This window comes from Microbacterium telephonicum (assembly GCF_003651225.1).
GTDB classification, from domain to species: Bacteria; Actinomycetota; Actinomycetes; order Actinomycetales; family Microbacteriaceae; genus Microbacterium; species Microbacterium telephonicum.
This window is the reverse complement of record NZ_RCDB01000001.1, coordinates 454,500-468,090: the sequence shown is the minus strand read 5'-3', so window position 1 is coordinate 468,090 and position 13,591 is coordinate 454,500. Positions and strand designations below refer to the sequence as shown.

Below are 13,591 nucleotides of genomic sequence, written 5' to 3'. Positions count from 1 at the left end.
CAAGAGGACCGGCTTGCGAACGCTGGGTAGGGACCGTCGACGCCTTCAACCGCAGGCGTCAGCTCGTCACGACGTCAGCATCGTCGATCCACCGGGCGAGAAGACTCAAGGCCGCGAGTTGCTCCACAGCAATCTGCTCCGGGAGGTCCACCTCGTCGTTCGGGAGATGGCCTAGAGGATTTCGTATCGCCCCGAAGCATCCCGCTCCAAAATTCATCACGCCTTGCCTCATCGATTCGCGCGTCTGCGCGTCCGCGATCGACGAGAAGCGTAGACGCGGACGACCTGGACTCGGCGCATCAGAGCTGAAGGCCTGCCGAATGAGGTCTTGCTCTGATGCATCCCGTCGACCAAGTTTCGACTGCAGGCTGGAATTGACGGCTTTCGCGGCGGCCAGCACGGCCTCGTGGCGATGACCCGTTGCCCATTGCGCTTGGGCTGCGGTCCAGATCAGGGAGTGCATGTTAGAAGCGAGCACGCGAGGCGAGTTGTCGAGACTGCCTAGACGGCTAGCGACGTCTGCATGAGTTGCAAGGCGGGCCAGGAGACGCCGTGCTGCGTCGCGCTCCGACTTGAACTCGTCGTTGGAACTAGTGGGATTCTCTGATCGCCACTCAGGGTAGAGCCGAGTGAGGATTGGGCGAGCAGTCTCGACCAGCTCGATCGCCGTCGGACGACCGCATGCGGGAGCAGTTCTCGCGGTGATCACCATATTGGTGGATTGGTTGACTGGGCGAGTCTGCTCGACGAAGCGCTGCAGTTGTTCCCGTACCCAGTCGACGTCCACACCATTCAAGTTCACGGAGCACATTCTGCCGAACTATGCCGACCTCACGTCCGTTTGGCACGCGTGACGTTGGGCACGATGAGCGACCGTCAATCGCGCCGCGCCCGGTCGGTGATTCTGACTGTCGCGGTCGGTGAGATCGATGAACGCGTCGTGCTGCGGATAAGTGTAGGAATCGTCAGCAGGCTGCTCGCCCGTTCGCCACTGTGATTCACTCGGTGGTATGCCCAATACGCCAGATCAGGATGTGCTCGAAGCCGCGTTCATGGAGTGGCGCGCAGCGAACTACCCAGGAATGGCGGATGGGGATGCCTACGAGTACTTCGCCTCCACTCAGATCCTCAAAGAATACTCGCCCTCGACTAGTGACGTGGCGAAGGGGGTCGTAAAGAAAGCGAAGGACGGTGGTATCGATAGCTTCTACGTAGTTCTCAACGAGAACGAGATTCTCGATATAGACAGCCCGGTCGTTTCTGGCCAGGCGAGCGCCGTCAATGCAATCGCGCAGGGGCCTCGACTCGACGTCTTTGTGATCCAGTCGAAGTGGAGTCCCAGTTGGAAGAGCGATCCCATCACTCGCGCTCGGGATTCCCTTACGCAGCTTCTGCCGCGGACCGCGGACGAAAAGTCGCTCGAGGCTGTGTATGAGACCACACTGCTCGAGCGAACGCGAATCTATCGATCGGTCTACACCCATCTGCTCGCGAAGTCCCCGGTGGTGCACGTTCATTTCCTGTACGCCACCAAGGGTGCTGAAGACATCCTCAAGAGCTCTCATGACCAAGCGAACAAAGCCGGACTGCTAAAGGGCGCGGTCGAGCCGCTGCTACCCACAGGCGGCACCGTGGACGTCGAGCTGCTCGGCGCCACAGCGATGTGCGAACTCCTCCGGTACACCCCGGCGACCAAGGTCCCGCTACAGTTCAGCCACGATCTCGTCAGAGCGGCTAGCTCGTTCGTCGGCCTGGTGAAAATCAGCGACTACCTCAAGTTCATCCACCGTGAGAACTCAGTCGAACTGCGGGCCGGCCTATTCGATTCCAACGTGCGCGACTTCGCAGGCGAGACGGGCACCGTCAACGGCGCTATCAAGGAGACAGTGACGTCTGACGCCGCCACTTCCTTCTGGTGGTTGAACAACGGCGTCACGATCCTCGCCGACGAGGCCGAAGACGTGCCGCCACACGCGATTAACCTGACCCGACCGCTGATCGTGAATGGACTTCAGACCACGAATGTCATTCATCTAGCGAGCGCGGATAAGGCGATCCCTGCCGCCAGGCTCGAACAGTCAATTCTGGTACGCGTGATCACAGCCGCCGACTCTGCCACCCGAGACATGGTGATCGCCGGAACCAACAGGCAGACGAACATCACCAGCATCCAACTGAAGGCAACGGAGCTGATTCACGTCGAGATCGAGGAGTACTTGGCGACTCGTGGTTGGTTCTACGAGAGAAGGAAGAACCAGTACCGAAACGCGGGCAAACCCGCTGATCGAATCATTTCCATTAACGAGCTTGCGCAGGCAATGATCGCCATCTCGCTCGGCCGTCCTGCAGACGCACGTGCGCGGCCCTCGACTCTCATCAACAGACCGGAAATCTACGCCCAGATCTTCCCGGACGACGCTCAAAGGCCCGCCTACGCGGCAGCGCTAGACCTGCTCGAAGCAGTCGACGCGTTCGTCAAGTCGAAGCCCGCGCAGAAGATTCTGGACGACTCCACCAACGCTCGCTTTTATGTCGCGACCGGATACGTGATGAAGAAGCTGCGACTGAAGAAGATCGAGTCGATCAAGTACTTCAACAACCACGCACGCATCAAACCGTCGAGCACAGATCCCGTGATGTACAAGGTGCTTCAGGCGCTCGTGGATGCGTACAACGAGGAAGTCAAGGCGAACCCGAACCAGACTCGCGATCAGGTTTTCAAGGGGTCGGCCCTCACCCCGAGGTTCTTGGCTGAGGTCTACAAGTCGTAACCGACCGGTCGATTACGCACTCGGCGCGACTCTGACAAAACCATGCGGTTGTGATAGTTGTGTTGCCGAAGCCGTGCTCGGCGAGGCCATCTGGGCGAACAGGGTCCCGCTTGCGAGCGGTGTACGCAGCGGGATGCGCACTTGCCGCCCCCACTGACTGGCCGCGGCCGTCGCCGAGGATCCCGCAGTGGCCGGCCGACCTTCACACGTTCACGGCACGCTTCGAATTGTCGAGACCTTGCTGTGGCTTCGCATGTGACGCGCACGCCGCTTCCGTGCAGTGCTCCGATGGGGATCCGACCGGGGTCCCCCGCCGGCCGCCGGTATCAAGCTCGGTGGTATGAATGGAACACAGATTGGCTATGCCAGAGTCTCGACCGCTGATCAGGACCTCACTTCGCAGCGGGACGGGCTATTGCGGCTCGGGGTTCTCGATTCGAACATCTATGTCGATCACGGGCTGACCGGCACCAACCGCGCCAGGCCAGGGCTCCGCGAAGCGCTCGCCGCAGTCCGAGAAGGCGACACCCTCGTAGTCACAAAGCTCGACCGGCTCGCCAGGTCCGTGAAGGATGCGCGCGACATCGCCGACGAGCTGACGACGAAAGGCGTCGCGCTCAGGTTTGGCGGCAGCAGGTACGACCCCACCGACCCAGTGGGGCGGTTGCTGTTCAATGTGCTCGCGATGGTTGCCGAGTTCGAACGCGACCTAATCAGCATGCGCACGAAGGAGGGGATGGCGGTCGCCCGCGCGAAAGGTCACTTAAAGGGTAAGCAGCCGAAGATGTCGACAACGCAGCGCAAGCTTATGTTCGACGTCCAGGACCGCGGCGAGTACACCCAAACCGAGATCGCCGAGCTGTTCAGTGTCTCTCGAGCCACCGTCTACCGCGAACTACAGCGTCGCCGGGCAGCGTTCCGTGCCGCGAGCGACGCGCACATCTTCTGAGCCCAGGCCGCAGCCCCTACCGGCGATGGCCTTGGGTCGCCGCCGGCGGGGGCGCGTACTGACAGCGCCCTTATGGGGATGGAGGGAGATCCTGTCTCCGACCGCTATTCTGCGGCTACTTCGGGAGGTGAATCGTGTACTCGATACCCAGCTCGTCGAGGAGATCAAGCACCGGTTGGGTCGCGCCGATCGAGTTCGACTGACCGCTCGCGAAAAAGTGCCAGTGGGCGGACTCCACACCACCGACGCCGCTCTCAACGAGGTACGCGTCCGATCTGATCTGTCGCTCGATGGAGTCGGTGAGCGTCACGCGCCCGACTTTGGACTCGTGTGCGACCCCGTCTACGAACACATCGAATCGGCGAGCGACGGCATTGCACACGACGATGCAACCATCGGTGCGCAGGACTACTTGCGAGTGTTTGACACCATCGGTGGGCGGGTAGCGGGCTTCCAGCCAAGCCTCGCCAGCCGGTCCACTGTCGAAGAATGGTGTGTTGACGCGTTCGACGTGCCCACTGCGTTGGGCTGAGATGGCGACCGTGCTGATGCTTGATCTGCCCTGCTGCAGGCGAAGGAGCGACGCCTCACTCACGCCGTGCGCACGGAGGTAGTCCCAGTCCGCCGGTGCAATCGCTTTGAGTGCCGACGCCTTGATGTGGCTCGGGACCCATGCGAGTCCGACGATAGCCGCGCCGACCGCCGGAGCGAGTTCAGGGTGGCGTGCGACGAACTTCGCAACCTTTGCGGGGATGGCGGTTGCATCGCCACCAAAGGGAACAAGCCCAAGCACGCTGAAGCCAGCACCCACCCAGTCAGCGTGAATCGCGGCGCCGACGGCATCGCGAACGTCGGCGGCACTGCCGACGACCCACCCGGCGCCCGGGATGAAGCCCGACGCCCCCGATGCCAGATTCCCGGCCAACCATGGCAGCGAGTCTCCGGGAGCGAGTTCGCCCAACACGGCTCCCTGCGCGAAGTCCCACGCATATGTCGACGCAGAGATCTGCTCGTCAGGCCACAGCGGATCGAGACCGCGGCCTTCACGATTCGCGAGTTCGTAGGCGTCGTCAAATCCGTCACCGTCGGTGTCGATCTCATCAGGTGCCGTGCCAAACTGATCGACCTCGTCCGCGTCGCTGAGCCCGTCACCGTCGCTGTCTGCGTTGAAGGCATCAAGCGAGAGGTCCGCCTCCTCGGCGTCGGTCAGCCCGTCCGCGTCCGTGTCGGTCTTCTGCGGGTCAGAGAACACCACGTATGCGGCACCATCAATGGGCGCCCCGGCTTCCTGCCCGTCGCTAAGCCCGTCACCATCGCTGTCGGGCTCCATCGGATCAGTCAGGTAGACGATGCCATCGGTACTCCGCCAGCCCTTCGTCTCCAACCTGTCATCCAACCCGTCGACGTCCGAGTCTTCCCGCGTGGGATCCGACCGCCCCGCGTAAGCCGTCTCTCCGTCTGCGGTTCTCGCAGCTGTGCCGGCTTCGTCGCCATCTGTGAGCCCGTCACCATCCGTATCCGCTGACCACGGATCAGTGACGTAGATAGCGCCGTCAGCGACGGTCCAACCGAAGTGCTCGGCGGCGTTGCTCAAACCATCGCCATCTGAGTCGGAGTTCGCGTATACGAACCCGGCCGCGACGACGACAACGGCGACTCCCGTAGCGACAGCAGAGATCAACCATCGGCGTGTCGGTTTCGCAACGGGAGACGGAGTAGGCGCGGAAGCAGATCGCGCACGCGCAACGCCGTTGGTGATCACGACTCGATTCTGAGGCATACGCACGACACTGAAGAATCGCCGCTCGGGCCACTGAACCACCGGGCGATGTCCCCCGAACCCCGACCGGGCAGTGCACGATTAGGGATCCCGCGTACCGGGTGCGCTTCTGAGCTATCTCGTTAGGATCGCGCGCGTGCTTACCCCGGGGTCGAGGTCCAGCCGGCGCAGGAGTTGGGCGTTGAGGGCGACGACGAGGGTGGACAGGGACATAAGGATCGCGCCGACTGCCATCGGCAGCACGAATCCGACGGGGGCGAGGATGCCGGCGGCGAGCGGTACAGAGATCAGGTTGTAGCCTGCGGCCCACCAGAGGTTCTGCTTCATCTTGCGGTAGCTGGCGCGGGACAGTTCGATCACGGACAGCACGGAGCGCGGGTCGGAGCTCGCGAGGATCACGCCGGCTGAGGCGATCGCGACGTCCGTGCCGGCACCGATCGCGATGCCGACGTCGGCGGTTGCGAGGGCGGGGGCGTCGTTGACGCCGTCGCCGATCATAGCGACTTTCTTCCCCTCGGCCTGGAGCGCACCGATCTTGGCGGCCCTGTCTTCCGGGCGCACCCCGGCGAAGACGCGGTCGATGCCCAGTTCGGTGCTGACCGCGTGGGCAACGGCCTCGGCGTCGCCCGTGATCATTACGACCTCGACGCCGAGCTTGTGGAGCGCGTCGACGGCCTCGCGGGATTCCGGACGGATTTCGTCGGCGAGTTCGAGTCCGCCGATCATGGCGCCGTCTTGGACGACGTGCAGGATGATTGCGCCGTCTGCGCGCCAGTTTGCCGCTTCATCGACTTCCGATGCGCCGAGCTCTTCGAGCAGGCGGGGACCGCCGACACGGATCTCGTGACCGTCCAGGGTGGCGGTCACGCCGACCGCCGGGGAGGAGGTGAATCCGGTGACGTTCTCGATCTGGAGGCCACGGTGTTGCGCGGCACGGACGATGGCTTTGGCGAGTGGGTGCTCGCTGTCGGCTTCTGCCGCGGCGGCGATCGCGAGCACCGTGTCGGCGTCGCGACCGCCGGTGGGGGCGATGGCGGTGACGACGGGTTCACCCTTGGTGAGGGTTCCGGTCTTGTCGAACAAGACGGCGTCGATGGTGCGCATCTGTTCGAGCGCGAGACGGTCTTTGATCAGCACCCCGCCGCGGGCGGCGCGTTCGGTCGCGATGGACACCACGAGCGGGATCGCCAGTCCGAGCGCGTGCGGGCAGGCGATGACGAGGACGGTGATGGTGCGGATGACGGCGTCGTCCGGGCTGCCCACGAGGGTCCAGACGACGGCGGTGACCGCGGCGGCGCCGAGGGCGAACCAGAACAGCCAGCCGGCGGCGCGGTCGGCGATGCGCTGGGCGCGGGAGGTGGAGTTCTGCGCGTCGGTGACGAGTCGTTGGATGCCGGCGAGGGTGGTCTGGTCTCCGGTCGCGGTGACCTGGACGCGCAGGCCGGAGTCGGTCGCGACGGTCCCCGCGGTGACGGTGTCGCCGGTGCTGCGGGAGACGGGGCGTGATTCGCCGGTGACCATGGACTCGTCCATGTCCGCCCGCCCGTCAACGATCCGGCCGTCGGCGGGGACGCTGCCGCCGGGACGGACCACGACCACATCGCCGACACGGAGGTCTGCGGGGGAAACCGTCACGATCTGGTCGCCGTCGACGCGCTCGGCCTCGTCAGGCAGAAGCGCGGCGAGTGAATCCAGGGCTGATGTGGTCTGGGCGAGGGAGCGCATCTCGATCCAGTGGCCGAGGAGCATGATCACGATCAGCAGCGCGAGCTCCCACCAGAACTCGAGTTCATGGTGCAGCAGGCCCAGACTGGCGCCCCAGGATGCGAGAAACGCGACGGTGATCGCCGCGCCGACGAGCAGCATCATCCCGGGTGTGCGTGCGCGCAGTTCGCTTACCGCGCCGGACAGGAACGGCCAGCCGCCCCAGAAGTACATGACCGTACCGACCAGCGGAGCGATCAGGTTGATGCCGGGGGCGTCGGGCAGCGAGTACCCGAAGAGCATGGCGAACATGCTCGAGAACGCCACCACCGGCACCGCGAGGATCAGGTTGATCCAGAACAACTGCCGGAACCGTGCCACATGATCGGCCCCGTGCCCGGCATGCCCACCGGGGTGATCATGCTCGCCGTGAGGGTCGTGCCCGGCCGGGTGGTCCATGCCGTTCACGTGGTGGCCACCGTGCTCAGCGGCGTGAGAGCCGACCGGCGCCTCGCGTGTTCCCCGTGATGTGTCGTGGTGGTGTGCGTGCGGATCGGTCATGACGAGCCTCCTCGCTGGTCTGTGGTCGGATGATTCCGGCGTCAGGCGGGGTGCCCTTCCTCGGATTGCCGACATGTCATCCATCAACCGGGATACCCCCCTCGGGTATTCCGAGGGGTCTCGCGTTCGACAGGGCGAGACCCTCGGAATGATTCCTCAGTTCTGGGTGAGCAGGTTCTCCATCGTGGCGATCTCGGTAGTCTGCGTGTCCAGGATCGCTTGCGCGAGCGCGATCACCTCCTCGTTTGCTCCCTGGTCGAGTTCGGTCTGCGCCATCTCGATCGCGCCCTCGTGGTGCACGATCATCTGCTCCAGGAACAACCGCGCCGCCTCCGTGCCGTCGGCGGCTTCCAGTGCCGCCATGTCGCCATCGGACATCATTCCGTCACCGTGCCCCATCCCGCTCATGTCGCCGCTGGAGCTCATTCCCCAATTGGTGAGCCAGGACTGCATGAGCTCGATCTCGGGGGCCTGCGCGTCCTTGATCTGCTGCGCCAGGGCCTGCACCTGATCGTCGATGCCGTCCTTGCCGAGGATCGTGTCGCTCATCTCCACCGCCTGCTCGTGGTGGGGGATCATCATGATCACGAACATCTCGTCCGCCGCGTTGACCTGGGCAGACGGCGACGTGGGCGACATCATCCCGCCCTGGCCCATCCCCGGCATCGATCCGCCGCCGACATAGGCGCACCCTGCCAGCGACACCGCCACCGCGAGCGGCACGACAGTCAATACCGTCCATCGGAACTTCTTCACAACCATTGGTCCTTCTCCATCGATCGGTGAACTTCGCCCGCGTGCGGGCATGACTCAGCCCCGGCCACGAGGGCCGGGACGGTCGGTTCACGTTCGACTGATGGACAGGTCCAGCAGCGACGGCGGACGGGGCAGTACCGACAACAGCACCCCGACCACACGCGCCGGCGGGCTCGGCCCGCGGCTTCGGCCGCGGATGACCCCGGGGCCGGAGCGCGCCGCCCACAGCACCACCGCCAGCAGACCGAGCACGCACGCCGCCATCAACGCGTCATGCGACGCACCGGGCGCGCAGTCCGTACAGGTGGTCTCGGCGACGACACCGGTGTCCGACGAGGGGCCGTGGCCGTGTTCGGCGCCGATGCTCGAAACGGCCGTCATCGGCGCTTCGGGGTGCCCGGTCATGAGCGTGTGCATGCCCAGCAGCCCCACCATCACCAGCGCCGCGAGCAACACCGACAGCATCCACCGCCACAGCATCGGCGGATGCAGACGAGTTCGCGTCGTGTCCAGGGCCACAGATCTCCTTGGTTCGCAGAGTACCCCACCGGGGTATTCACCCCCACCCCGCCGCCAGCTGGTTTTTCCTGTCAGAAGGCTGGGTGGGGGCACGCGATCGTCGTGACATCCTGAGGGAGCCATGACCTCGTCCGCGATCACCAGCTCTCGCCGCTACGCGCGGTGGCGCGGCATGTGCGCGGTCATCGGGCTGGTCCTCGTTGCTCTCCTCGCCCTGCATGTTTCTCCCGCGACGGCCGCGGATGCCGCGCCCGCGATGTCGACGCAGAGCGAGAGCACCCACTCCCCGGATCTCTCGGACTGCGCGGGGTGCGCGGTGTGCCCGGATGGAAACGGCAGCCCGCACGCCGCGATGGGCGTGCACTGCGGGATGACGTTGCAGCCACCCACCGTGCATGCGGGCGTGGCGCCGACGCGAGCCTGGTTCCGCGCGCTGTCTCCCGGCGCACGACAGCCGTCGCCCGGCGAAGGAGCAGCTGCGCCGCGCTCCCTCACGCTCTGGGAGCTTTCAGTCAGTCGAACGTGAGTGCGGCCCGCCGGGACTGTTCGCCGGCAACCGCATCGCCCGTCCCCGGGCGCCCACACAACCTTCGACGAAAGTGAACCCTGCCATGCCTCGCGCATCGAAAACCAACCTCGGCGTGATCCTCGCGACCACCCTGCTCCTCGTCACCGGCTGCGCAGCCGCCACCCCCGACAGTACGACCACCGATCCACTCGCCGCCGCCGGTTTCCCCGACCAGACCATCCACCAGGTCATCGACGAGCTCGAAGCGACACCGGTCGATGACCGACGCGACGACCTGATCGCATCCGTGCGCCCGAACGCCGTGCTGTTCACCGTCGACGGTGGGCCCGAGACCTCCGTCCCACTCGAGGACGAGTTCTACCTCTCCGTCGCGCCGTACCGGAACACCACGCACGACTGCTACTTCCACAGTCTGACCACCTGCGTCGGAGAGCTCGGCGACGAGCCCCTCCACCTCACGGTCGTCGGCGACGATGGCGAGGTGCTGCTCGACGAAGAACGCACGACGAACAGCAACGGCTTCGTCGGACTGTGGCTTCCCCGCGACATCGACGCCACACTCACCATCACGCACGAGAACGGCTCGGTCACCACCCCCATCTCCACTGGCGCGGATGACCCCACCTGCCTCACCGATCTGCCTCTCAGGTAGAGGGCCCGAGGAAGCGACCGCGCCTCCCGGGTCGCCCGCTACGTGGTGGCGGCGCGGGAGACGTCACGCCGATCGTCGTCGCTGCGCGAATGAACGGCGCCTCCCCTTGCCCGCACGATCACGCCACGCCCGCGACACCCCCTGACTGCGCATCGCCCGGATACGGATGGGCAGGGGAACAGTCACAGCATGGCTGGTGCCCCGCTACTGAATAGCTGCGCAAGGAGGGCGTTGCCTTCGGCTTGGGCCTCGTAGTTCGCGCTGTCGCGCACGCATTCGGGGCACCAGTGCCCGGCGGTGAGGCCGAGGCGGAGGCTGGCGGCGAAGATGTGCCCGTGCGCGCAGGTCCACGCCAGCGGCGTTGCAATGTCGCCGCGGGTCACGTCGCCGGTGATGAGACCTCCGCCGCGGAAGTCGGCCGCATCGCGGTAGAGGTCGGCATCCCAGGCCGTTGCCGGGAGGTCTTCGTCGTACCCGTGGTCGAGCAGCGAGGGCACGCGCGATGGCTGCGGCACGTCGAAGGTCGACCAGTCGCCGATCGCCTGCCAGGCCTCCAGCGACCCGAAGTGCGCGCGGATCTCCTCGTGCGCGTCACCCCGGATGGCGTGCATCGTGCCACGGGGCTTCCGCGTTAGCGGCTTCATGACGAGGTGCAATGGAACACGCCGCCCGCCACCCGCCTCGACCTCGCCGAGTACGCGGCCCTGCCCGCACCGGCAGCGGTCGTTGCTGCCTACCCTCCCGCCTACTTCTGGGAGCCACCCGCGACATTCCCTGCTCTGTATGTCGAGGCCGCCGCCGACGACACGCTTGCCCCCATCGACCGGGCCGACCTCCTCGTCGAGGGCCTCGAGCATCTCGGCATTTCGGTGGAGTACAACCGTGTCGAAACCGGCGGCCACGGCTTCGGCACCGGCACCGGCACACCCGCCGAAGGCTGGATCGACGACGCCATCTCGTTCTGGGAAACGGCTCGCGCCGACGACGGCAGCGCAGGCTGACGAACGGGACTGCTAAACGAGTAGGTAACACCCGATTTATGCCCGCATCGCCCCGGCGATGGGCAATGTCCGCAAGAGGATCCCGATGTCACGTCGTGGCGGTCGCTCGGTAGCGGTGAGCAAGCGTGGCGAAAGCGTCTCGTAGTTCGGGTGGGCCGATGACTTCCATCGGCACTTCGAACCGGCCGAAGGAGGCGGCGAGGGAACCCCAGGACCAGGACCCGGATTCCAGGATTGTTCGGCTCGGCCCAGCCTCGCGCGCGGTCCCATCGCCAATGAATGGCAGGGCAGCCTCGATGGGGAGATCAAGGATCACGGAACCCTGGCACGCCCATTTGTTTGTTTGGGAGCCTTTGAATCGGGCCGAGACGAACTCTTCGACATCACCGCCAGGAACGTCTCGTTGCGGGAAGTGTGGCCCGGTGGGTGTGCGTGGGGTGATTCGTTCGACGCTGAACAGTCGCCAGTCTTCTCGCTCGATGTCCCAGGCGAGGAGGTACCAGTGTCCCTGCGCGTTGACGAGGTGATGCGGCTCGACGCGACGCGGCGGACCGAAACCGTCGGGGGCAGGTTGTTGGCGTGGCGCATAGTCGAAGCGCAGCAGGACTCGGTCGCGGATCGCTCTTGCGAGCTCGACGAGCAGCTCGAGGGGCACCGCGGTCGGCGCGGGGCCGCCCGGCCGTTGCGCGACGGCGACGATCGCGAGCGCATCGAGCCGACGCCGCAGTCGCGACGGCATGACCTGCCGGATAGTCGACAGTGCCCGAGCCGCTGGTTCGTCGAGGTCGGCGCCGACAACGCTCGCGGTCTGCAACGCGATGGCGACCGCGATGACCTGAGCGTCATCGAACAGCAGAGGGGGCAGTTCGGCGCCCGCGGCGAGCCGGTACCCACCATCAGGGCCCATGGTGGCCTCGATCCGGTAGCCCATCTCGCGGAGGCGCTCGATGTCGCGCCGCACGGTGCGGTCGCTGATCTCCAACCGCTCGGCAAGCAACGAGCCCGGCCAGTCACGCTGGGTCTGCAGCAGCGACAGCAGATTCAGCAGGCGAGTGGTCGTGGACATGCTCGAAGACTAGCCAAAGTCTAGGACTGAAACAGACCTACTCATGATGCATCGTCGATGTTGCGGGCACCAGACGGGCACGCACCGACGACAGGAGCATTCATGACCATCCAGACCACCACTCACCTGAACTTCCGCGGGGACGCCCGGGCGGCTCTTGAGTTCTATCAGTCGATCTTCGGCGGCCACCTCGTCGTCAACACGTACGCCGAATTCGGCATGCCGGCCGAACTGCCCGGTGCCGACAATGTCGTCTTCGGCCTCGTCGCGGCCGCGAACGGCTTCCGCATCATGGGTTACGACGTCCCGGGTTCCAGCGAAGGAGGCCTTATGGGCGGTGGTGCCACCCGGCGCGAGAACCACACCACGGTGACGGAGCAGGCGCTGTTCGTCTCGATCAGCTCCGACGGCCTCGAAGAACTGCAGGGCTACTGGAATGGCCTTGTGGTTGACGCCGAGATCGTCGAGCCGCTCGCCGCATCCGCCTGGAGCGCCGGCTTTGGCATGCTCACCGACCGCTTCGGTGTCACCTGGAGCATCTCGGTCTCCTGAGCGCTACCGCCGGCGGCACGATCCCACCGTGTCGCCGGCACCGCCTCGTCCGAGATCGGCGCGCTCGCCCGCGGAAGCCCGACGCACCGGTACCGAACGCCCCATCAAGACCCTTGAAAAGCAGGATCTCCGCCGGGACACCCCGCTTACGCGCATTGCCCGCGGAGGGATCAGTTGTGACGCGCCGAGTGTCTGGACTGGTGCGTCGTCGTCGCCGCGAGCGCGCGGTGGCCGGGTCAACTATGCGCGCGACCCGGCCACCGGTCGGCTATTCGGCGCGGCGCATCCCCACGATGATGAGTGCGCACGCAGCGAGGGCGAGGGCGATGCCGATCACCGCACCGATGACCGCGCCAGGGCCGGTCTCCTCGGCAGGGAGCAGGAACGCGGGAAGCGCGGGCAGAATGGACACGATTTGCAGGGCGATGATCGCGATACAGGGCCCGCGCCGGCCGTTCCAGGCGAACGCGACGAGCGCGAGGGTTCCGAGGGCGACGCCACCTGAGAGCACGGCGATGATGATGACGATCGGGTCCCAGGCGCTTCCGTCGAGTCCGATCATCAGTGCGGGAACGGCTCCGGCTGCGGCGAGCAGTGTGGCGAGCACGAGGCCGATGCGAAGCGGCACGGCTCGGCGCAGCGGAGGGGATGCGGTGATTGCGGTCAAGACGAACTCCTCTCGATGGGGTGCCGGCATGTCCGGCTATGACTCACGATCTCGTCCCCGCGTCGCCTTGGGCGCGGGGTCGGT

The 13,591-nt window shown here is 65.6% G+C and carries 14 protein-coding genes; 6 read left to right on the top strand and 8 right to left on the bottom strand.

All coding sequences use genetic code 11. The features are described from left to right. Positions 1-58: 58 nt before the first annotated feature. The gene (locus C7474_RS02300; RefSeq protein ID WP_158597288.1) at positions 59-802 is read right to left on the bottom strand and encodes a TIGR02391 family protein; all 744 of its coding nucleotides are present in this window, start codon (positions 800-802) and stop codon (positions 59-61) included. Positions 803-1,010: 208 nt separating this feature from the next. Between C7474_RS02300 and C7474_RS02295 the strand changes: the two genes are divergently transcribed. Together C7474_RS02295 and C7474_RS02290 are read left to right on the top strand one after the other, a co-directional pair. Further along, complete coding sequence (locus C7474_RS02295; protein WP_121057258.1) at positions 1,011-2,771, top strand: AIPR family protein; 1,761 nt, start codon at positions 1,011-1,013, stop codon at positions 2,769-2,771. 340 nt (positions 2,772-3,111) lie between these two features. Then, entirely contained in the window at positions 3,112-3,720 is a 609-nt protein-coding gene (locus C7474_RS02290; RefSeq protein WP_121057256.1) for a recombinase family protein, read from the top strand. Between the two features lie 115 nt (positions 3,721-3,835). Here the strand turns inward: C7474_RS02290 and C7474_RS02285 are convergent, their stop codons facing one another. The 4 genes from C7474_RS02285 to C7474_RS02270 form a co-directional block, all read right to left on the bottom strand. After that, complete coding sequence (locus C7474_RS02285) at positions 3,836-5,401, bottom strand: hypothetical protein (protein ID WP_121057254.1); 1,566 nt, start codon at positions 5,399-5,401, stop codon at positions 3,836-3,838. A 213-nt stretch (positions 5,402-5,614) separates the two neighbouring features. Next, a complete protein-coding gene (locus C7474_RS02280; protein ID WP_121057252.1) occupies positions 5,615-7,765 on the bottom strand; it encodes a heavy metal translocating P-type ATPase in 2,151 nt (716 codons plus the stop codon). A 156-nt stretch (positions 7,766-7,921) separates the two neighbouring features. Next, the gene (locus C7474_RS02275; RefSeq protein ID WP_121057250.1) at positions 7,922-8,527 is read right to left on the bottom strand and encodes a DUF305 domain-containing protein; all 606 of its coding nucleotides are present in this window, start codon (positions 8,525-8,527) and stop codon (positions 7,922-7,924) included. Positions 8,528-8,608: 81 nt separating this feature from the next. Next, positions 8,609-9,040, bottom strand: coding sequence for a DUF6153 family protein (locus tag C7474_RS02270; RefSeq protein ID WP_147436665.1), 432 nt, complete (start codon positions 9,038-9,040; stop codon positions 8,609-8,611). A 121-nt stretch (positions 9,041-9,161) separates the two neighbouring features. Here C7474_RS02270 and C7474_RS14870 point away from each other — a divergent pair, with 121 nt between their 5' ends. After that, positions 9,162-9,566, top strand: coding sequence for a hypothetical protein (locus tag C7474_RS14870; RefSeq protein ID WP_147436664.1), 405 nt, complete (start codon positions 9,162-9,164; stop codon positions 9,564-9,566). Positions 9,567-9,651: 85 nt separating this feature from the next. Beyond that, positions 9,652-10,221: a CueP family metal-binding protein gene (locus tag C7474_RS02265; protein WP_121057246.1), complete on the top strand. Its 570-nt coding sequence runs from the start codon at positions 9,652-9,654 to the stop codon at positions 10,219-10,221. Between the two features lie 182 nt (positions 10,222-10,403). On the opposite strand, the gene C7474_RS02260 is transcribed toward C7474_RS02265, so the two are convergent. Beyond that, the gene (locus C7474_RS02260; protein WP_147436663.1) at positions 10,404-10,832 is read right to left on the bottom strand and encodes a hypothetical protein; all 429 of its coding nucleotides are present in this window, start codon (positions 10,830-10,832) and stop codon (positions 10,404-10,406) included. A gap of 39 nt (positions 10,833-10,871) precedes the next feature. Here C7474_RS02260 and C7474_RS02255 point away from each other — a divergent pair, with 39 nt between their 5' ends. After that, a complete protein-coding gene (locus C7474_RS02255) occupies positions 10,872-11,222 on the top strand; it encodes a hypothetical protein (RefSeq protein WP_121057242.1) in 351 nt (116 codons plus the stop codon). 88 nt (positions 11,223-11,310) lie between these two features. Here the strand turns inward: C7474_RS02255 and C7474_RS02250 are convergent, their stop codons facing one another. Next, complete coding sequence (locus C7474_RS02250; protein ID WP_121057240.1) at positions 11,311-12,288, bottom strand: helix-turn-helix transcriptional regulator; 978 nt, start codon at positions 12,286-12,288, stop codon at positions 11,311-11,313. A 102-nt stretch (positions 12,289-12,390) separates the two neighbouring features. Between C7474_RS02250 and C7474_RS02245 the strand changes: the two genes are divergently transcribed. Then, positions 12,391-12,840, top strand: a complete 450-nt coding sequence (locus C7474_RS02245) for a VOC family protein (protein WP_121057238.1) — start codon at positions 12,391-12,393, stop codon at positions 12,838-12,840. A gap of 268 nt (positions 12,841-13,108) precedes the next feature. Here C7474_RS02245 and C7474_RS02240 read toward each other — a convergent pair whose 3' ends face one another. Then, positions 13,109-13,507: a hypothetical protein gene (locus tag C7474_RS02240; RefSeq protein ID WP_121057236.1), complete on the bottom strand. Its 399-nt coding sequence runs from the start codon at positions 13,505-13,507 to the stop codon at positions 13,109-13,111. Positions 13,508-13,591 lie beyond the last annotated feature (84 nt).

Bases quoted from the DNA above. Each gene is read 5' to 3' on its own strand.
- C7474_RS02295 (WP_121057258.1), top strand. From the start codon at position 1,011: ATGCCCAATACGCCAGATCAGGATGTGCTCGAAGCCGCGTTCATGGAG.
- C7474_RS02290 (WP_121057256.1), top strand. From the start codon at position 3,112: ATGAATGGAACACAGATTGGCTATGCCAGAGTCTCGACCGCTGATCAG.
- C7474_RS02280 (WP_121057252.1), bottom strand. From the start codon at position 7,765: ATGACCGATCCGCACGCACACCACCACGACACATCACGGGGAACACGC.
- C7474_RS02275 (WP_121057250.1), bottom strand. From the start codon at position 8,527: ATGGTTGTGAAGAAGTTCCGATGGACGGTATTGACTGTCGTGCCGCTC.
- C7474_RS14870 (WP_147436664.1), top strand. From the start codon at position 9,162: ATGACCTCGTCCGCGATCACCAGCTCTCGCCGCTACGCGCGGTGGCGC.
- C7474_RS02265 (WP_121057246.1), top strand. From the start codon at position 9,652: ATGCCTCGCGCATCGAAAACCAACCTCGGCGTGATCCTCGCGACCACC.
- C7474_RS02260 (WP_147436663.1), bottom strand. From the start codon at position 10,832: ATGCACGCCATCCGGGGTGACGCGCACGAGGAGATCCGCGCGCACTTC.
- C7474_RS02250 (WP_121057240.1), bottom strand. From the start codon at position 12,288: ATGTCCACGACCACTCGCCTGCTGAATCTGCTGTCGCTGCTGCAGACC.
- C7474_RS02245 (WP_121057238.1), top strand. From the start codon at position 12,391: ATGACCATCCAGACCACCACTCACCTGAACTTCCGCGGGGACGCCCGG.